The organism is Amycolatopsis sp. SB7-3, from assembly GCF_041021335.1.
Taxonomy (GTDB): Bacteria; Actinomycetota; Actinomycetes; order Mycobacteriales; family Pseudonocardiaceae; genus Amycolatopsis; species Amycolatopsis japonica.
The window spans coordinates 2,302,982-2,321,127 of the sequence record NZ_JBFPJQ010000001.1 but is presented as its reverse complement, the minus strand read 5'-3'; the positions used below and the strand labels follow the sequence as shown (position 1 = coordinate 2,321,127).

Here is an 18,146-nt window from a genome sequence, read left to right as displayed (position 1 = left end):
CCGCATGACCCTCGACGGCAAGGTGGCTTTGGTGACCGGCGGCAGCCGCGGGATCGGTGCCGCCACGGCGATCCGGCTCGCCGAGGACGGCGCTGACGTCGCACTCACCTACCAGAACAACGCCGAGCTCGCGGCCGGTGTCGTGGACCGGATCAAGGCGCTCGGCCGCCGCGCGCTGGCGATCCAGGCCGACAGCGCCGACGCCGCGGCCGTGGTCTCCGCGGTCGACACGGCGGTCGCCGAATTCGGCAGGCTCGACGTGTTGGTCAACAACGGCGGCGTCGGCTTCGTCGGCCCGCTCGACCAGACGAGCCTGGAGGACATCGATCGCGTGCTCGCGGTGAACGTCCGCGGCGTCTACGTGGCCACCCAGGCCGCGGCCCGGCACCTCGGCGACGGCGGACGCGTGATCACCATCGGCAGCTGCGTCTCGGACCGCGTGCCCGGCCCCGGGATGTCGCTGTACGCGGTGAGCAAGACCGCGCTGCTGGGCCTGACCAAGGGCCTGGCCAGGGAACTGGGGCCGCGCGGCATCACCGTGAACATCGTCCACCCCGGCCCGACCGACACCGACATGAACCCGGCCGACGGCCCGTACGCCGCCGACCAGCGGAGCCTGACGGTGTTCGACCGCTACGGTTCGCCGTCGGAGGTCGCCGCCACCGTGTCGTTCCTGGCACGGCCGGAAAGCAAGTACGTGACCGCCGCGACCGTCTCGGTCGACGGCGGGCACGCGGCCTAGCTACTCGGTGGACAGGCCGATCTCGCGCGCGAGATCGGCCAGCATCGCGTCGAAGAGGACGTCCGGTTTCGAGAACGGGATCGGGTAGTTGCCGAAGACCTCGAGCGTGACGTGCCCGTAGAGCCGGGCCCAGAACTGGATCATCAGGTACGTCACGCCGAGGTCGAGCTTTTCGAGCGGGAACGTCGCCCCGGACTCCTTCAGCACGGCAAGCAGTTCCTCTTGGAACGACGTGAGATCGTCGCGCAGCTCGGCCGGGACCACATCGTTCGACGGCGTCACCAGATCGTGCATCGCGAGCACGCGCCCCGCCGCCGCGAGGAAGATCCGCCCGAACGGCTCGTCCAGCCTGCTCAACGTGTCGTCGCCGGCCGGCGACGCGAAAACCAGCGTGAACTCCTTGGTGTGCGTGAGCGCCCAGCGCCGGAATCCCTTGCAGATGGCGAAAAGCTGCAGCGCGCCCTCGTCCGGCAGCTGCGCGATGTCCTCGGCGAGCCCGGCCGCCAGATCCGCGACGACGTCCGCGCGCAGATGCTCGACCAGATCGTCGCGGGAACCGTAGTAGCGGTACAACGCCGGCGCCGTGATGCCGAGCTCGCGCGCGATCGCCCGCAGGGTCACGGCCTCCGGCCCCTGCTCGACCAGGAGCGCCCGCGCCGTCCGGCGGATGTCCTGATCGGTCGCGGCCCGCTCGCGACCCCTGCGGCCGGTGTTCGTCATCCGGGCATTCTAGGTGGTCAGTGCCCCCTTACCGGGGAAGAACCCAGAAGCCGGGACTGGAGCCGTGTGAGCGGGCGGAGGGTCAGGAAGATCGGAATGGCCATCCCGGCCGCGATGAGGAAGTGCACGATCCACGCCCCCGCCAGCGTCGGCCCGCCCCACGTGCCCTCGGGATCGCTGCCGGTCCAGAAGAGCCCGTAGGTCGCGATGCGCCCGACGAGGTAGAACAGCAGCAACGCGAGCAGGAACGAGGCCGCGCTCGGACCGAACGCCGCCACGAACCGCGGCCGTGACCCGCTCTCGTGCCCGAGCCAGCGCCGCGACAGTCCACGCTGGACCTTCGCGCCACCGAGATACCCCGGAAGTACGAGAAGCGCGTAGACCGCGCGTTTCCAGTCCGAAATCGTCATACCTGGCACGCTAGGGGTCGCTGACCTGCGGGAACATGAGGTAAGCCGTCGGATCCGGTAGGGAAAACCGGAGGTCGCTGTGGTGATCCACACGACCGGGGTGCGGATGTCCGGCAAACGTTCCCCGATGTCAGACGGGTATGCCACACTCGGTCGCCGAACGGCTACGACGTGAACAGGGGAGGTTCGCGTGTCGAACCCTGAGCAGCTCTTCGCTGATTTCGAGGCCAAGCTGGCCGACGCCCAGCGGAAGGCGAATCAGATGCGCACCGAGATCGAAAGTGTCTCGGTGTCCGAACGCAGCAAAGACGGCCAGATCTCGGTCAGGGTGAACCACGCGGGGAACCTGGTGGGCCTGGAAATCGGCCCGTCCGTGCGGGACAACCCGGCGCTCGCGCAGGAGATCCTCCGAGTCGTCCAGAGCGCGCAGAGCAAACTCGCGGGCGCGATGCAGACCGGCGTGCCGTCCATCGCGGGCACCGAAACGATGAACGAGCTGGTCAACCAGCTGCATAACGAGTACCCGGAACCCGAACCGACGGGCTACGTCGAGGGCGGCCACCAGGAACCCGACGAGGACGACCGCTTCGTCGCCGAAGACGAACTCGACGCGCCTCCACCCCCTCCCGCCCCGAAGCCGCCCGCACCCCCGGCGACCCCGCCCGCGCCGCCGCGTGCCGCGCGCAGGCAGCAGACGGACCACGAGGACGACTACTTCACCGGCGGCGACTTCCTGCGCTGAGCGGGTTCTTGAGGGAGGGAAAGAACGATGACCGGCTCCAGTGGACCAGGATTCGATGTAGATCCATCCGCGCTCGAAACACATCGAGGGAAGCTCGATGCGCTCACCGGGCGGATCAACACGGCCTTGAACGCCGCCGAGCAGACGATGCACCCCGAGGCGTTCGGGATCATCGGTATGTCGCTCGCCATCTCGTTCTCCATGGCGCAATCCGTCGCGGAAGAAGCCGTCAGAACGGCCGCGACGAGCGCTGACGACCACGCCGATCGGGTCAGGGTGTGGCAGCAGCGGAAGGAAATCACCGAGGACGAGTACAAGAAACTCTTCAAGGTATAAGGCCGGCCATGACTGAGAATCCTGTTGCCACGAACCCCGCCCCGAAGGCACCGAATCCACTGGTCGCCACGGACGGTGCGAAGAAGGAAAGCCCGCTCGAGGGCGCCGGTCTGATACAAGACTTCGGCGACGCCCTGATCAAGTTCTCTTCTGGGGATTGGGGTGAGGGACTGGCCAATCTGGTGATCGGTGGCGTCTCCTTCGCCTCCGATATGTCCGATCCGCTCGGTGCTCTGGCCAAAGCGGGTATCGGATGGGTCATCGAGCATGTCAGCTTTCTGCGGGAGCCACTGGACTGGCTGACAGGTGACCAAGTCGCGCTGGAGAACCTGGGCGGTACCTGGGGGAACATCGGCGACGAGTTGTCGAAGGTCGCCGATGAACTGCGACAGGACGTCGCCAGGGACTCGGCTACCTGGACCGGGACCGCCGCGGACGCCTACCGGGCGTTCGCGAACGATCGCGCGGACCTCTACGAATCGGTCGCCACCGGAGCGCAGGGCATCTCGGTCATGATCGCGATGTGCAAGTCGATTCTCGCTGTGGTTCGCAGCTTGGTCCGTGACCTGATCTCCGAGTGTGTCTGGAAGCTGATCTGGATCGTCTGTCGCTACCCGGGCCCCGCGATGCCGGCCGGGCTGGCCGCCGAGGGAGTTCCCATGGCGATCAGGTGGGCGACCAAGATCATGGACAAGGTCAAGCAATTGACCAAGGCCTTCGGAAACGCGTCAGGGCTCATCAAGAAGCTGGGTGCGATGTTCGGAGAGGCGAAGAGGCTTCTCCAGGGGGTGAACGTCAAGGACGTCGCCAAGAACTTCGGGAACGATGTCTCTGGTCTGGCCAAGACCTTGGGCGACGACATCGCCAATCTGGCCGCGTACGGCAAGGTCGGCGCGAAGGACATCGCCGACGATTTCGGCAAGGAGGTGTCGGACGCCGTCAAGAAGGTTCCCGACGCCGTCACGAAGGAAGTGTTGAAAGAGGCGGGTAAGAAGGCCGGCGAAATCGGCGACAAACTGGTTTCAGGTGGTGACGACAAGAAGGACGGCAAGGATGGTGCAGTTGGTGCCCAGTCTGCCGGTTCGACAGTGCAGCCGGTTTTCGACCAGCCTGGCGGGCAACGGATATCAGGATCGATCTAGTTCTCGAGTCCAGAGTTCGGTCGTTCGGAGGAAGTCATGAAAGCGGCCGCGAAAACCGTTGTCACCTGTGTCGCGGCGTGGGTCCTGCTGGCCTTGTTCGTCATCGGTGTGGTCACGTTTCTCCGGATCGCCGGTGTGCCGGTCACCGTTTCCGGCTCTGACCTCAACGGGGCCGACGGGACCGCGACCGTCGGCGAGTGCGCCGAATTCGGCCCGCTTTCGGCTCGAGGAGCGGGCTATTACTGGAAATGTGTCGCCGAGGTGCGGACAGGCCCGGATCGAGCACCGGTCGAGGTCGAGTTCGGTCCCGACGAGCTGACACCGGCCGACCGCGGACAGCCGGTGTTCGTGGACTACGCCGCCAAAGACTGGCAGCGAAATGTCCCGCACCCCTACGAATTCCTCGCGGTGATCGGGCTGGTCGCCGTTGGAGGCCTGGGATTCATCGGTTACGCCGTCGGTCCCGAGACCGTCCTAAGGTGGCTGGTGCCGACCCTGCGGCGCGATACCGGAAGGACACGAGCACCGGCCGAACCGGAATCGCTGGACCTGCCGGTCGAGCTGAAACTGCCGGTGCCCGATGGAGGAGATCGGACCGGGGCCGTCGCGGCGTTCATCTTTTTCGCCGCGACAGGGGCCGGGTTTCTGGTGGTGGCGGGAACCATGATCGTGGCGACAGTCCGGCTGAGGCCCGAAGATGTGGCGACATATCTGGTCGCGCTTCCTTTCCTGCTACCAGGTGTCGGCTTGCTCGCGGCGATTCCCTCGGCAAGGCGCAGGCTTCGGGTCACGTCGGGAGCATCGCTGGTTCCCGCGCAGTTGACGTCGAGAGGGTTCGTACAGACCGCGCGCGATGGTTCGCCACGCCGAATCCACTGGTCGAGGATCAAGCGTTTCGTTTTCATGGAACGCCCAGGCGACCTGGTCGAGGTCCACCTCGCGATCGTGGGTGAAAAGAGGGATGAAGACCTGGCAGCAGCCTTCTGCACTCGTTCCGATCACGGATATCTCCTCACGCCCTTTCTTCGGCTTCAAGAAGCCGAGCGCTTCTCGGCAGTGGTCGAGAACTTCAAGCCGGGTTTGACGCGTTGGCCCACGAGGGAAGTTGCCAGGGGCGGGCTCGGTTTGATCAGGCCGGCCAAGAGCACGGTCGTCAGGCTGAAGAACGCCTCGTCAGGCGTCTCGACGGAGAAGCAGGTCTCGGCGAGCCGGCCCTCGCTCACCCGGCTGACGGTGATGTTGCTGGGGTCGATTCTGCTGACCTGGTCATTGGCGACCGCCGCATCCGGTCAGGTGGCGATGGATCGGTTCGTCATCACCGCGGTCGTGCTTGTCTACCTCGCCGCATCCTTGTACCGAGGACGCCGTGGGGTCTTCGTGTTCCGAACAGATTCCTTGAGCTGGAAGGAAAGGGATAGCCCTGAAGTCAAAGTTCTCTACGCGGACATCGACAACATCGTGGTGAAGCCGGCTCCGCCGGGCAACGGCCGCTGGTACTACAGCGTTCATGTGGTGCCGAGCGAGGGCGACGAGTATGTGCTCGTGGAGCGGGTGGGCGCAGCTGCCGCGAAACGCCTCGTTGACCTTGTCCAGCCACGACCGGCGACGGCAGAGCCGCTGGAGAACCGTTCGTGAGGCGGTTCGAGATCGTTCGCCTAGGGGCTGTCCGCCTCGCTCGCCGTGTCCCTGGCCATCGGCGAGTGCGTTGAAAACGGCATTGAGGGGTCTGATCGGCTGGTTCGCGCTGGCTGTCGTACTGGTCGGTGCCGACACCCTGGTCCAGATCCAACGAGACCCGGAGGATCCGGGCTACACGCAGGTCGACGGGTTCGTCAGGGTAGTGCTGTTCGTAGCGTTCATCATCGCGTTGCTCGTCGTCACGAAGATTGGCTTCGTGAGCGTCGTCCAGGCTCTCACTTTCGGTGTGATCAAGCCTGAAAAGCCCGTCGCCGAGAAGGCCGCGATCACCTTCGACATTCCCGAGACCGAGGAAGACGACCATGACGTCCCGTACGTGGAGTTGGTCCGTGCGCTGGAGCGACATCGAGAAGATCGTCCTGCGCCGGGCCGCGGGCACTGACGCGTTTCATGTGGTTCTCAGCCCGTCGAAAAGTGTCGACGCGTACTACCCGCGCGAGCGCTTGGCTCGACCGCTGGGATTCAAGCGTGAGGACAACGGCGACATCCTGATCGCGGAGACCGAACTGACGTCGGAGGACGTCGAAGAGATCTGGCCGGTCCTCAAGAGAAACACGGAAGTCGCCTTCGACTCGCCGGGAATCGACGACCCGCGTTATCTCGGTGAAGAAGCTTCAGAACCTTCGTCGACGCGACAGGAGCCATGACGTGTCCGACGAACGGTTGGTGATCTCACGAACGCCCGGTGTCATCGGTCATCTGGTGTTGGTCATCCTGTTCGGCACCCTGGCCGTGGTCATGGTGATCGCCGTGGTCGGCGACTTCCAGTTGGCAGTGCGCATCGTGGCCGGGGTCCTCTGCGCCGTGTTCATCTACTGCGGAACCATCGAGTTCCGTAACTACCGGACGCCCCCTCCCGCTGACGAACTGATTTTCGACCGTGCGGGAATCAGGCGCATCAAGGGTGGTGTCGTGGCCTGGAGCGCCAGGTGGGAGAACATCGCGAAAGTCATTCTGAGTCTCAAGTTTCGCGAGTACTCCCCACACCGTTCCGGATCTGACGACTTCATTCTGATCATTCGCCCGGGATCGGGTTTCGACGCACTGTCCGCTGGATTGGCCCGTGAACCCGACGGAGACCTCCAAGTGGCCGATGTCGACCTCAGGCATCGTGAGCTGAAGCTGCTGATGCCCTTTCTCGTGAAACATGTCGATGTCGCGATCGAGGACGACAACACCGCCGTGCGGACTGTGCCCGACGAACCAGTGGTGGTCACGGCCCGCGAGGAAGCTCTTGACGTCGTGGACGATGTGGTGAAGATCCACGTCAACGGGTGGGACAAGCGCAAGCTGGGGGTCTTCCGGTTCGCCGCTCTGATGATCGAGGTCACGGCCGTGGTGATCGCTGCCGCTGCTGAAGGCTCAGTGCGCGTCTGCGCGCTTGTAGTGCTCTTCGCGCTCTTTGTGGTGACGATGGGGGTCGAAGCCTTCGAAGGAGCGACGCACGAGAAGAAGAGAAAAGTCGTCCTGGAACTCGGACCTCGCGGCTTCTACTTCCGGACCTACGGCACCTTCGTCGGAGTGTGGTGGCACGAGATCGACGCGGTGCGGTGGGGAGTCGACCATGGCTCCACCTACTTGGACTTCCTGCCGGGATCGGACATGTTCGCGATCCGCCATCCGAAGCTGGCTGAATTGACCAAAAGTGATCCGTACGACGACGAGTCCGAAAGTCTCGCCGGTGGTTGGTATCGGCTGGGGCGCCCGTTCAGCGTGAACGCGAGGCGTGAGTTCGAAAGCAGTATGCGGACATCAGACCGCGTGGAGTTCCGGGAAACAGCCGTAGCGGGCTGAGGCGCCCGTCAACCGGGGCGCCGCCGGCGCCGATCACTCGGGGGGCTACGTGATCGACGCCGGCGACCCGATGCCCTCTTCCCGGCGGAAGCCGGGATCGGGGCAACGTCACCGCTTGGACGCGGCAACGCATCTCAAGAGCGGGCGTGATCGCCGAAGTGACGCCCGGGGGAAGGTTATCCCCCGAAAGAGTGACGGCGTTCCGCTGCTCGCCTGATTGTCGCACTACGCGCCGAGAAAGTTACAAAGTTCTTCACATCTTCGTCTGGAGAAGGGTCATGCCCGGACAACTGCTGGTCATGGCATCGTCTCTTCCATGACTTCTCAGGTGCTGGTCATCGGGTCCGCCAATGCCGATCTCGTCGTCCCGGTCGATCGGCGACCCGGTGGTGGCGAAACCGTACTCGGTGGCGACACGATCTTGTCGCCGGGTGGCAAGGGCGCCAACACCGCGGTCGCCGCGGCCCGGCTCGGGGCGGACGTCGCGTTGCTCGGCGCGGTCGGCGACGACCCGTACGGCGAGTTGCTCAAGCGGTCGCTCGCCGAGTCCGGGGTGGACACCGGATCGCTGCGCACGAGTGAGCGCCCGACGGGGATCGCGTACATCACGGTCACGCCCGACGGTGAGAACTCGATTCTCGTCTCGCCCGGCGCCAATTCCGCCTTGCGGCCCGAGGACGTCGACCTCGACGGCGCCGAGATCGTGGTGCTGTCGCTGGAGATCCCGCTCGAAACCGTCGAGCATGCGGTCGCGAAAGCCGTCGAACGTCGCGTGAAGACGCTGCTGAATCTGTCGCCTGCCGCCGAGCTTTCCGCGAAGACGCTGCAGGGGCTAGACGTCCTTCTGGTCAACGAGCACGAAGCCGCGTTCCTGCTCGGTGGCGAGGCGGATTTCCCCAAGCTGCTCGACCTCGGTCCGAAGGCCGCGGTCGTGACGCTCGGCGCGAAGGGGGCTGCGGTGGTGACGCCGGACGGTGTGACGGAGGTGCCGTCGCCGAAGGTCGAGGCCGTCGACACGACGGGCGCCGGTGACGCTTTCGCGGGGGCGCTCGCCACGTCGCTCGCGAAGGGCGCGGAGCTGGTCGATGCGGCGCGCGAGGCGGTGAAGGTGGCGGCGATCACGGTGACCCGCCAAGGCGCGCAGCCTTCGTATCCGACGGCGTCCGAACTGGAATGATGTCCTCTTCTGTGTTCTGCTGATGGCTATGAGCCAGCTCACGCCGCCTATGAGATATGGTCTAGACCATGCCGTCTGAGTCACTGTCCGGGGTCGCCGTCAGTCCCGGCCGCGCGAGCGGTCCTGTCGTCCGGGTCGCCGAACCGCTGGGTGAACCCGCGAGCACGCCGGCACCGGCCGATCCCGCCGCCGAGGCCGCCCGGATCGCCCCGGCCGCGCAGATCGTGGCGGGCAGGCTTGAGAAGCTCGCCGAGACGGCGACCGGCGAGGCCGCGACGATCCTCATCACCACCGCGGCGATGGCGGCCGACCCTGCGCTCGTCTCCTCGGCCGAGCAACTCGTCAAGGAGCAGAACCTGCCCGCGCCGCGCGCGGTGCACCAGGCGGCGGGGAAATTCGCCGACGCGCTCGCGGCCGCGGGCGGCTACATGGCCGAGCGGGCTCGCGACGTCCTCGACGTGCGCGACAGGCTCATCGCCGAACTGCTCGGCATCGCGCCTCCTGGCGTTCCCGACCTCGCTTCGCCGAGTGTGCTCGTCGCCCGCGACCTCGCGCCCGCCGACACCGCCGGACTCGACCCGGACAAGGTGCTCGCGCTCGTCACCGAAGAGGGCGGCCCCACCAGCCACACCGCGATCCTCGCCCGCGCGCTCGGCATTCCCGCCGTCGTCGCGGTCCGCGGCCTGCTCGCGCTCGACGCGCAAGCGCTTGCGGTGGACGGTGACACCGGCGTCGTCGAGGTCGCGGACCCGAACGCCGAGGTCGTCACGGCCGCCAAGACCGGCGCGATCGAGTGGGACGGCACCGGCGCGACCTCCGACGGCCACCGGGTGAAGGTGCTCGGCAACGTCGGTTCCGCCACCGACGCCCAGGCCGCCGCCGAGGCGGGCGCGGAAGGCGTCGGCCTCTTCCGCACCGAGTTCTGCTACCTCGACGCCTCTTCCGAGCCGAGCGTCGAAGAGCAGCGCAAGGCCTACACCGCCGTGCTCACGCCGTTCCGCGGCAAGCCGGTCATCGTCCGCACCCTCGACGCGGGCGCGGACAAACCCCTCGCGTTCCTGGAGCCCGAGGACGAGCCCAACCCGGCGCTCGGCGTACGCGGCCTTCGCGTCGCTTTCGACCGTCCCGAGATCCTCGACCGCCAGCTCGAGGCCATCGCGGGTGCCGCGCAGGACTCCGGCGCCGAGGTTTCGGTGATGGCCCCGATGGTCGCCACCGCCGCCGAGGCCGCCTGGTTCGCCGAGCGCGTCCGCGCCGCCGGAATCGCCCGCGCGGGCGTGATGATCGAGATCCCGGCCGCCGCGCTGACCGCCCGCGAGATCCTCGACGCGGTCGACTTCGTCTCCGTCGGCACCAACGACCTCGCGCAGTACACCTTCGCCGCGGATCGCCAGCTCGGCGCCGTCGCCAAGCTCAACGACCCGTGGCAGCCGGGTCTGCTGCGCCTGCTCAAGGTCATCGGCCAGGCCGCGAAGGACACCGGCAAGCCCGCCGGCGTCTGCGGTGAGGCCGCCGCCGATCCGAGGCTCGCACTGGTGCTGGCCGGACTCGGCCTGACCAGCCTCTCGATGAACGCGCCCGCCGTGCGCGCGGTCGGGGCGAGCCTGGCGGCCACGACGCTGGCCGAATGCGAGGCACTGGCCGACGCAGCTTTGGCCACGTCGGACCCGGTCGCCGCGAGGCAGGCCGCCGCCAAGCGGTAGCAAAGGTCCCCCGCTCCCAAAATCGGATCCGGGGGGATGTCGAAATCCGGTCCACCGCTTCGACGCCTAGGTGAAAGACACCGAAGCGACGAAAGGACCGGACCATGACGACCACCATGACCCCGACGCGGGCTGGACGCCGGGAATGGGTCGGGCTGGCCGTACTGGCCCTGCCCACCTTCCTGGTCTCCCTCGACGTGTTCGTGCTGATCCTCGCGCTGCCGAAGCTCAGCCAGAGCCTCGGCGCCGACAGCACCCAGCAGCTGTGGATCATGGACGTCTACGGCTTCATGATCGCCGGCTTCATGGTCACCATGGGCACCCTCGGCGACCGCATCGGCCGCCGGAAACTGCTGCTCATCGGCGCCACGGCGTTCGGGCTGGCCTCCGTGCTGGCCGCGTTCTCGACCAGCGCGCTGATGCTCATCGCCGCCCGCGCGATCCTCGGGATCGCCGGTGCGACGCTGGCACCGTCGACGCTCGCCCTGATCAGCAACCTCTTCTCCGACAGCCGTCAGCGTTCGCTCGCGATCGGCATCTGGGCGGGCTGCTTCACCGTCGGCGCGATCGTCGGGCCGATGGTCGGCGGCGTGCTGCTGGAGCACTTCTGGTGGGGTTCGGTGTTCCTGCTCGGCGTCCCCGCGATGGTCCTGCTGCTCGTCGTCGGCCCGAAGCTCCTGCCCGAGTACCGCAACGAGAACGCCGGCCGCCTCGACCTCGCGAGCGTCGCGCTGTCACTGGTCACGATCCTGCCCGCGGTCTACGGCATCAAGGAACTCGCTCGCGAGGGTGTGCACGTGGTCCCGGTGGCCTCGCTCCTGATCGGCCTCGGCTTCGGCGTGGTGTTCGTGCGGCGCCAGCGGACCCTCCAGGACCCGCTGATCGACCTGACGTTGTTCCGCGGCCGGGCGTTCACGACGGCGCTGGGCGGGATGTGCGCGTTCTCCATGCTGGGCGGGACGACCATGCTCTTCGTCGCGCAGTTCTTCCAGATCGTGCTGGAGCTTTCCCCGGTCGGCGCCGCGCTGGCGCTGCTGCCGGGCATGCTCGCCTCGACCGCCGGCTTCCTGGCCGCCCCGATCCTCGCCCGTCGTATCCGCCCCGCGACCTTGATCGCCACCGGGCTGGCCGGTGCGATCGCGGGGTTCCTGCTGCTGACGCAGGTCGAACCCGGGACCGGCCCGGTGATCCCTGCGATCGCCTTCGCCATCACCTGCCTGTGCGGCGGCCCGCTGATCACCCTGGGCACGGATCTGGTCGTCGGCTCCGTGCCGCCGGAGAAGGCCGGTTCGGCGGCCTCGCTTTCGCAGACCGGCAACGAATTCGGCTACGCGCTGGGTATCGCGATCGTCGGGACGCTGGGCAACGCGGTCACCCGGTCCCGGCTCGCCGACGCCGTCCCGGCGCACGACGCGTTCGCCAGCGGGATGCACGCGGTGTCCGGGCTGGCCGCCCTGGTGCTGGCCGCGGTCGCGTACTTCGTGGTCCGCCACCTGCGCCACGTGCGCCCGGTCGGCGCCTAACCGAAGAAGCCCCGCCGCGGGTACTTGATGATCAGCGACCCCCCGTGCACGCGCCCGGTGATGACGAACCGGGGCGTGCCGGGGCGGCCGTTCGAGCGGGTCCGGTCGTCGAGGTTGCCGAACTTGATGTCGGTGATCGAGTTCGTGTCGACGGCACCGTCTTCGGGGATGGTGATCTCCACCGGCCCCCATTTGGCCTGCAGTTCGATGTGCACCACCGGGTACCGGATCTCCGCCTGGGAGAAGTCCAGTTTCGTGGCGCCGTACTTGTTCCGGATCACCATCGACTCGGGGACGAGCCAGTTCCCGTTGCGCTGCAATGCCGAGTACTTGCCGTTGAGCTCCATGACCTGCCCGGACGCCTGAGCGTAGGCGTGCTGCCGGGGCGGTGCCCACGGGTTCTGCTGCTGCCGGGGCACCATTCCGGCTTCGGGATGCACCAGGCCGGGCAGATCCGTGAGCACCGCGTTCAGCTCACCGCGGGTCTTCGAGGCGAGGGCGCGGTCGGTCCGCTCGGTGAACTCGTCGAGGTTCAGCATCCCGAGGCCGATCGCCTTCTGCAGGACCTCGACGACGTGCTCGCGTTCCGCGTCGGAGACCCGGATGTCCCGTCCGGTCAACGGCTTGGTTTCGGTCGCCGGCTGCTCTTCCTCGCCCATGCCAGGAATGGTAGAACCGATTCTCACGCGCGAGATCGGGGAAATACCCTGAACAGACCCGCATTTCTCCCCTGTGCCGCCCTGCTGGCGGCCGTCCTGCTGCTGACCGGTTGCTCTTTCGGTGGTGAGGCGAAGCTGCCGACGCTCAAACCGGAGCCGACATCGCCGCCGCCGTCGAAACTCGAAGGCATCCCAGTGGACCACAGCGGTTTCCGGCTCGTCATGGCGACCTCACCGCCCTCGATGCTCGATCCCGCCACCGGCGCCACCACGCCGCTGCCCGGTGCTCCGGGCGGTGACCGGGTCAACGACGTCATCCGCGTCGGCAAGTTCCCGGTCGTGCTGTCGGCCGGGCGCTGCGGGCCTTCCTGCCTGGAACCGTCCGAGGTGCTCGTCTACGGCGACCCCAAGAACCAGCCGTGGAAGCTCGGCAGGGCCCGCAGCGTCGCCCCGGCCGCCGACGAGAGCGGTGTCTGGCTGATCCGCGACGACGGCAACGACCTGTGCCGCCTCCAATACGTCTCCCTGCTCGGTGTCGAGCGCGGTCGCGGCCGCCCGGCGAGCTGCACGATGGCGGTGCGCCAGGAGGTGCCGCAGGGCCTGCTGATCACGGTGAACACCGGGACGGCCACCGCCGAGGACGTGCTGATCGACCCCGCCACCGGCCGCGCCGTGCGCCAGTTCCCCCGCGTGCTCGCGCTCACCAAGGACCGGATGCTGCTGGCCGAGCTGACCGAGTTCTCCGTGCTCGACCTGCGGAACAACGAGCGCACGCCGGTCAAACGCCCGGTGGCCAACGGCACGCCGGGCGCCGCGGTGCCGAGCCGCGACGGTTACAAGGTCGCCGTGCTGTTCGGCGACCCGGCCTGGGCCGGGACGGCCACGCAGACCGCCGACGTCTGGGTGCTCGCCCTCGACACGCTGACCTGGACACACGCGCCCTCGAACCCGATCGCGACCGAGCTCAAACGGGTCGCGGTCGAATGGACCGAGGACGACAGCCTGGTGCTCGCCACGGACGTCGTCGCGAGCTGGCGGCTCGACCGGCCACAGTGGACGGTCGTCAAGACCGCGTTGCCCGCCGAACGGAATCGCTCGGTGGTGACGATCGGCCAGGGGTGAACTACTCCTCGTCCAACCCGTGCTCGATGGCGTACCGGGCCAGTTCGACGCGGTTGTGCAGCTGGAGTTTGCGCAACGTCGACTGGACGTGGTTCTCCACCGTCCGATGCGAGAGCACGAGTTTCTCCGCGATCTGCCGCGCCGTCATCCCCTTCGCGACCAGGCGAAGGACGTCGGTCTCGCGTTCGGTCAGCCGCGGCGGCGCGGGCCCGTCGTCCGGCGCGTCCGCCATGCGGCGGTACTCGCCGAGGACGAGTCCGGCGAGCCCGGCGGTGAACACCGGGTCGCCCGCCGCGGTCCGCTTGACCGCGTCCACCAGTTCGCTCGCCGAGGCCGATTTCACCAGGTAGCCCGACGCCCCGGCCTTGACCGCCTCGAGGACGTCGCTGTGCTCGCCGCTCGCCGACAGCACGAGCACCTTCGTCGACGGCAGTTCCGCGGTGATCTCGCGGGTGGCGTCGACCCCCGACGTCTCGCCGAGGTTGAGGTCCATCAGCACGACGTCCGGCCGGACCGTCCGCGCGATCCGCACCGCGGCGGGCGCGTCCGGCGCGGTGGCCTTCACGTCGAATCCGTGCTCGGCCAGGTCGCGCGCGACGCCGTCCCGCCACATCGGATGGTCGTCGACCACCATCACCGAGACCTGAGGCGCTTCGGTCATCGCTTCCCCCTCGCCGCCACTGGAACCTTGACTTCCCATTCCGTGCCCTGGCCGGGCGCGGTGTCCAGGGCGACGCTCCCGCCCAGATCCCGCACCCGTCCCTTGATGGACTCCGCGATACCTAGATGTCCCTCGGCCGCCGCGCGTTCCAGGACACCGGGCGCGATTCCCGGGCCGTCGTCGCGGACGCTGACCACGACCTCCGTTCCGAGGTCCTCCAGCAGCACCCAGGCATGCGCGTCTTCGCCCGCGTGCTTCTCGACGTTCGACAGCGCCTCGCGCGCCACGGCCACCAGCTCCGCGGTGACGTGTTCGGGCAGCTGGACCTCGCCCGCGGGCGTCGAGACCTGCACGGACGGCGTCGCGAGCAGCTGCAGCGCGGCCCGGAGGTCGGTGGTCCCGTTCTCGCTCGGATGCGTCGGCTCGGTGGTGACCAGCGCGCGCAGCGCGATCTCCTGCTCACCGGCCAGTTTCGCCAGCTCGGCGGCCTCCCCGCCGAATTCGGCGCCGCGTTTGCGCACCCGCGCGAGCACTTGGAGGACGCTGTCGTGGATCGAGCGGGCGAGCCGCTCCCGTTCGGCCGTCGCGGCCTCCATGCGCAACGCCCTGGTCAGCGCGTCGGCCGACCGGCGGGCCATGGTCGCCGCGAGCCCGATGACGAACCCGCTCGCGGTCAGCAGGAACCCGTCCCTCGCGACGTCGACGTCGAACCGCCAGCGCACCAGGCCGGTGACCACCGAGACCACCAGCCCGGCGAGCACCCCGCCGAGCGCGCCGAACCGCGTCCCGGCGGCCGCGGGCGGGACCGCCGCCCACACCGTGGTGATGAGCGGGGTGTTGGCGTCGAACTGCGCGGTGGTCAGGATCCACGCCGAGGTGAACATGAGGACGACGGTCAGCGCGAGATCGACGCCGACGAGCCACGGCCAGCGGCTCGACGGCCGCGCGTAGAACACGCTGCTCAGCACCGTCCACAGCGTCATCACGCCGAAGGACGTCCACGCGAGCCACTTATTCCCGTAGCCGTCGTAATGGACGATGAACGAGCCGAGTGCGAAGAGCAGCGTCGTCACGCGAAGCACGATCACCCCGCGCCACAGCGGAGTGGCCGGGTCCCGCGTGCCGAGCGCCGAAACGGCGCGCCAGAGCGGGGGCTCGGTCATGACTTGGCTTCGGACTCTTCCCCGGGATCGTTCGGCTGCGCCGCCTGATCCCGCAGGACGTCGATCTCGGCCGGATCGGGATCGTGTTCGTGCAGCAGCGACCGGATACCGGCGTTGAGCACCGCGAGCAGCGGCACCGACAGCAGCGCGCCGGCGATCCCGGCGGCGACGAGACCGGCGGTGATCGCGAGCACCACGGCGAGCGGGTGCAGCTTCACCGCGCGGCCGAGCAGGATCGGCTGCAGCACGTGGCTCTCCAGCTGCATGACGCCGATGACGATGGCCAGCACGATCAGCGCGCCGACGACACCCTTCGTCACGAGCGCGATCAGCACCGCGACCGCGCCGGCGATCACCGCGCCGATGATCGGGATGAAGGCGCCGAGGAACACCAGCGTCGCCAGCGGGATCACCAGCGGGACGCCGACGATCGCCAGGCCGATGCCGATACCGACCGCGTCCACCACGGCCACCGCCGCCGTCGCGCGCACGTAGCTGACCAGCGACGCGAAGCCCCGCCGCCCCGCGACGTCGACCCGGTTCCGCACGCGGCCCGGCACGCCGCGCACGAGGAACGTCCAGATCTGGTCGCCGCCGGAGAGGAAGAAGATGAGGATGAACAGCGTCAGGATGAACCCGGTGACGATCTCGCCGACCGTGCCCGCGGTGGTGAGCGCGGTGGTGGTGATCGAGGCCTGGTTGTTCTGCAGGAAGCTGATCGCCTGGTTGATGAACTCCTGGATCTGCTCCTGGCGCAGGTGCAGCGGCCCGTCGATGAGCCAGACCTTGATCTGGTTGAGGCTCTCCGTCAGCTGCTTCTGCAGCTCCGGCAGGCCGGAGGAGAACTGCGCGACGACGAACGTCAGCAGACCGCCGAGCACCGCGAGGCCCGCGATCAGCACTATCCCGGCCGCCAGCCCGCGCGGGAATCTCAGCGCCGTCAGCTTGGAGACCGCCGGCGCGAGCAGCGCGGCGAGCAGCAGCGCGATCGACAACGGGATCACGACCACCGACAGGTAGCCGATGAGGAACACGATGACGTAGAGCGCGGCGATCACCACGATGAACCGCCACGACAACGCCGCGCCGATCCGCAGGCCGCGGGGCACGAGGTTGGTGACGTCCTCGGTGGATTCCGAAAGGAACGGGTTCGCCGGGTCGAATTCCGGCTGTTTGCGCTGGGGCTCGCTCACGCGGACACCGTATCGGTCCGAGGCGACGTTTCTTGAACATTCCGGGCAACGCGCGAGCGGCGAATTCGCCCGATGCGACGCTTGACACATCGCCCGTTGATCGACTCCGGAGTAACCGGGCTCCGCCAGCCTTGATCACCGATCGTGATTTCGGGTTACACCGAGTGTTCTTCACACGATCGTGCCATCAAGGCCTTTCAAACTCGCGCAAGCCTTCCGCACTTTGCTTACCTCGGTCCCGCAACGACGAACCGAAGCGACAGGAGACCGAGTGACGAACGCGGCGAAGAACGAGAGGCGTGGCGCTGTGCGCTTCGGCCGTCTCGCTTCGCGTGCGCTGTTCGTGCTCGGTGGTGCCGTCGCCGGTTCCGCCGCGGCGTGGGCCGTTTCCGGCGCTTCCGCTTCCGCGGACATCGCCCCGGTGGTCTCCGCGCCCGAAACCAGCGTCACCCCGGTCACCGACGCCACCGCGGCGGGGCTGACCGATGTTTCCGGTGGCGCCTCGAAGTTCGCCGGCGATGTCGCCGGCGCGATGTGCGGCGAAGGCCACCAGGACGCCACCACGTGGTCGATGCCGGGCGAGAACGGATCCGCTCCCGCGAAGCGCCACTGCGGCGACCTCCGTGCCGATCAGCACGAGGTCTCCACCCGCGTCAGCGACGCGGTCACCGACTTCGCGGACACCTCGGTGGTCACCCCGGTCAAGCGGACCCTCGGCGCCGTCGAGCACATCGTGCGCAAGCCGCAGGACACCCGCCAGGTGCTGGACGAGACCTTCCCCCCGACGCCCGGCGTCTGGGATCTGCTGGACCCGAACAAACACGGCGGCCTCGTCCCGGAACTCCCGGTCGGCGAATCCCCGGTGGACCCCGGCTCCCCGCTGGACACCATCGGCGCCGGTGAGCAGGTCACCGACTTCGCGCAGCTGGCGACGACGCAGTTCCCCGCTTCCTCCGAGACCGTCCTCCCGATGCCGGCCTTCGCGCAGTCGCACGATGCCTTCGATCAGGTCGAGGACGCTCCGGCGCGTGACGGTCACCGTGGTGACTTCCCGCGTCCGATCACCCCGGCGCCGCTTCCCGCCGCGCCTTCCTTCCCGACTGTCCCCGGCGGCTCCGCCCCCGGTGGTCACCTCGACGGCCTGACCCACGGCGTTCCCGCCTGGGTCGCCGCCGCCGTCGAGCGTTCCCTGACCGGCTACGCGCTGGCAGGCACGCGGTACATGCCGCTCACCCCGGGCTCGCAGCCCGGCGTCACTCCCGACTGAACACCTCCCTCCGCGGGGTAGCCGACGCGCCTCACGCCTCCCGATTCCGGGCTTGGCTTCGCGTCCGCTCCTGATCCCCCGCGAAACGGCGGTG

19 protein-coding genes are annotated in these 18,146 nt (G+C 68.1%); 13 read left to right on the top strand and 6 right to left on the bottom strand.

Annotation, left to right across the window (positions count from 1 at the left end):
- Positions 1 to 4: 4 nt before the first annotated feature.
- A complete protein-coding gene (locus AB8M46_RS11380; protein ID WP_037334058.1) occupies positions 5 to 742 on the top strand; it encodes an SDR family oxidoreductase in 738 nt (245 codons plus the stop codon).
- Here AB8M46_RS11380 and AB8M46_RS11375 read toward each other — a convergent pair whose 3' ends face one another.
- Both AB8M46_RS11375 and AB8M46_RS11370 read right to left on the bottom strand, forming a co-directional pair.
- Positions 743 to 1,462, bottom strand: a complete 720-nt coding sequence (locus AB8M46_RS11375) for a TetR/AcrR family transcriptional regulator (RefSeq protein ID WP_037334062.1) — start codon at positions 1,460 to 1,462, stop codon at positions 743 to 745. It abuts the gene before it with no gap.
- A 17-nt stretch (positions 1,463 to 1,479) separates the two neighbouring features.
- On the bottom strand, positions 1,480 to 1,872 hold the full coding sequence (locus AB8M46_RS11370) for a hypothetical protein (RefSeq protein WP_394360246.1): 393 nt from the start codon (positions 1,870 to 1,872) through the stop codon (positions 1,480 to 1,482).
- Between the two features lie 190 nt (positions 1,873 to 2,062).
- Here AB8M46_RS11370 and AB8M46_RS11365 point away from each other — a divergent pair, with 190 nt between their 5' ends.
- The 10 genes from AB8M46_RS11365 (at position 2,063) to AB8M46_RS11320 (ending at position 11,987) form a co-directional block, all read left to right on the top strand.
- Positions 2,063 to 2,614 (top strand): YbaB/EbfC family nucleoid-associated protein, encoded by a 552-nt coding sequence (locus AB8M46_RS11365; RefSeq protein WP_037334068.1) that lies wholly within the window; start codon positions 2,063 to 2,065, stop codon positions 2,612 to 2,614.
- A 27-nt stretch (positions 2,615 to 2,641) separates the two neighbouring features.
- Entirely contained in the window at positions 2,642 to 2,950 is a 309-nt protein-coding gene (locus tag AB8M46_RS11360; protein ID WP_394360245.1) for a type VII secretion target, read from the top strand.
- Between the two features lie 8 nt (positions 2,951 to 2,958).
- Positions 2,959 to 4,092, top strand: a complete 1,134-nt coding sequence (locus AB8M46_RS11355; protein WP_125731326.1) for a WXG100 family type VII secretion target — start codon at positions 2,959 to 2,961, stop codon at positions 4,090 to 4,092.
- A 36-nt stretch (positions 4,093 to 4,128) separates the two neighbouring features.
- Positions 4,129 to 5,727: a DUF6346 domain-containing protein gene (locus AB8M46_RS11350; RefSeq protein WP_394360244.1), complete on the top strand. Its 1,599-nt coding sequence runs from the start codon at positions 4,129 to 4,131 to the stop codon at positions 5,725 to 5,727.
- A 70-nt stretch (positions 5,728 to 5,797) separates the two neighbouring features.
- A complete protein-coding gene (locus AB8M46_RS11345; RefSeq protein ID WP_394360243.1) occupies positions 5,798 to 6,172 on the top strand; it encodes a hypothetical protein in 375 nt (124 codons plus the stop codon).
- Positions 6,120 to 6,437, top strand: a complete 318-nt coding sequence (locus AB8M46_RS11340) for a hypothetical protein (RefSeq protein WP_394360242.1) — start codon at positions 6,120 to 6,122, stop codon at positions 6,435 to 6,437. The genes AB8M46_RS11345 and AB8M46_RS11340 overlap by 53 nt, the downstream gene beginning before the upstream one ends.
- A 1-nt stretch (position 6,438) precedes the next feature.
- Positions 6,439 to 7,584, top strand: coding sequence for a hypothetical protein (locus AB8M46_RS11335; protein WP_394360241.1), 1,146 nt, complete (start codon positions 6,439 to 6,441; stop codon positions 7,582 to 7,584).
- A 316-nt stretch (positions 7,585 to 7,900) separates the two neighbouring features.
- A complete protein-coding gene (locus tag AB8M46_RS11330; protein ID WP_394360240.1) occupies positions 7,901 to 8,761 on the top strand; it encodes a ribokinase in 861 nt (286 codons plus the stop codon).
- A gap of 68 nt (positions 8,762 to 8,829) precedes the next feature.
- Positions 8,830 to 10,464, top strand: a complete 1,635-nt coding sequence (gene ptsP / locus AB8M46_RS11325) for a phosphoenolpyruvate--protein phosphotransferase (RefSeq protein WP_394360239.1) — start codon at positions 8,830 to 8,832, stop codon at positions 10,462 to 10,464.
- Positions 10,465 to 10,568: 104 nt separating this feature from the next.
- Positions 10,569 to 11,987: an MFS transporter gene (locus AB8M46_RS11320; RefSeq protein ID WP_394360238.1), complete on the top strand. Its 1,419-nt coding sequence runs from the start codon at positions 10,569 to 10,571 to the stop codon at positions 11,985 to 11,987.
- On the opposite strand, the gene AB8M46_RS11315 is transcribed toward AB8M46_RS11320, so the two are convergent.
- The gene (locus AB8M46_RS11315; RefSeq protein ID WP_037334083.1) at positions 11,984 to 12,646 is read right to left on the bottom strand and encodes a DUF1707 domain-containing protein; all 663 of its coding nucleotides are present in this window, start codon (positions 12,644 to 12,646) and stop codon (positions 11,984 to 11,986) included. The genes AB8M46_RS11320 and AB8M46_RS11315 overlap by 4 nt on opposite strands.
- Before the next feature lie 195 nt (positions 12,647 to 12,841).
- Here AB8M46_RS11315 and AB8M46_RS11310 point away from each other — a divergent pair, with 195 nt between their 5' ends.
- Positions 12,842 to 13,768: a hypothetical protein gene (locus AB8M46_RS11310; protein ID WP_394360237.1), complete on the top strand. Its 927-nt coding sequence runs from the start codon at positions 12,842 to 12,844 to the stop codon at positions 13,766 to 13,768.
- 1 nt (position 13,769) lies between these two features.
- Here the strand turns inward: AB8M46_RS11310 and AB8M46_RS11305 are convergent, their stop codons facing one another.
- From AB8M46_RS11305 to AB8M46_RS11295, 3 genes are read right to left on the bottom strand one after another with little or no spacing between them, the layout of a single operon-like run.
- A complete protein-coding gene (locus AB8M46_RS11305) occupies positions 13,770 to 14,429 on the bottom strand; it encodes a response regulator transcription factor (protein WP_016338311.1) in 660 nt (219 codons plus the stop codon).
- Positions 14,426 to 15,592 (bottom strand): MacS family sensor histidine kinase, encoded by a 1,167-nt coding sequence (gene macS, locus AB8M46_RS11300; RefSeq protein ID WP_394360236.1) that lies wholly within the window; start codon positions 15,590 to 15,592, stop codon positions 14,426 to 14,428. Before macS ends, AB8M46_RS11305 begins: the two co-directional genes overlap by 4 nt.
- On the bottom strand, positions 15,589 to 16,785 hold the full coding sequence (locus tag AB8M46_RS11295) for an AI-2E family transporter (RefSeq protein WP_038521967.1): 1,197 nt from the start codon (positions 16,783 to 16,785) through the stop codon (positions 15,589 to 15,591). The genes macS and AB8M46_RS11295 overlap by 4 nt, the downstream gene beginning before the upstream one ends.
- Before the next feature lie 271 nt (positions 16,786 to 17,056).
- Between AB8M46_RS11295 and AB8M46_RS11290 the strand changes: the two genes are divergently transcribed.
- A complete protein-coding gene (locus tag AB8M46_RS11290) occupies positions 17,057 to 18,052 on the top strand; it encodes a hypothetical protein (protein WP_394360235.1) in 996 nt (331 codons plus the stop codon).
- The last annotated feature ends 94 nt before the right edge of the window (positions 18,053 to 18,146 follow it).

Coding starts and splice junctions, on each gene's coding strand:
- AB8M46_RS11380 (WP_037334058.1), top strand. CDS start 5: ATGACCCTCGACGGCAAGGTGGCTTTGGTGACCGGCGGCAGCCGCGGG.
- AB8M46_RS11375 (WP_037334062.1), bottom strand. CDS start 1,462: ATGACGAACACCGGCCGCAGGGGTCGCGAGCGGGCCGCGACCGATCAG.
- AB8M46_RS11370 (WP_394360246.1), bottom strand. CDS start 1,872: ATGACGATTTCGGACTGGAAACGCGCGGTCTACGCGCTTCTCGTACTT.
- AB8M46_RS11360 (WP_394360245.1), top strand. CDS start 2,642: ATGACCGGCTCCAGTGGACCAGGATTCGATGTAGATCCATCCGCGCTC.
- AB8M46_RS11355 (WP_125731326.1), top strand. CDS start 2,959: ATGACTGAGAATCCTGTTGCCACGAACCCCGCCCCGAAGGCACCGAAT.
- AB8M46_RS11350 (WP_394360244.1), top strand. CDS start 4,129: ATGAAAGCGGCCGCGAAAACCGTTGTCACCTGTGTCGCGGCGTGGGTC.
- AB8M46_RS11330 (WP_394360240.1), top strand. CDS start 7,901: ATGACTTCTCAGGTGCTGGTCATCGGGTCCGCCAATGCCGATCTCGTC.
- ptsP (WP_394360239.1), top strand. CDS start 8,830: ATGCCGTCTGAGTCACTGTCCGGGGTCGCCGTCAGTCCCGGCCGCGCG.
- AB8M46_RS11320 (WP_394360238.1), top strand. CDS start 10,569: ATGACGACCACCATGACCCCGACGCGGGCTGGACGCCGGGAATGGGTC.
- AB8M46_RS11315 (WP_037334083.1), bottom strand. CDS start 12,646: ATGGGCGAGGAAGAGCAGCCGGCGACCGAAACCAAGCCGTTGACCGGA.
- AB8M46_RS11305 (WP_016338311.1), bottom strand. CDS start 14,429: ATGACCGAAGCGCCTCAGGTCTCGGTGATGGTGGTCGACGACCATCCG.
- macS (WP_394360236.1), bottom strand. CDS start 15,592: ATGACCGAGCCCCCGCTCTGGCGCGCCGTTTCGGCGCTCGGCACGCGG.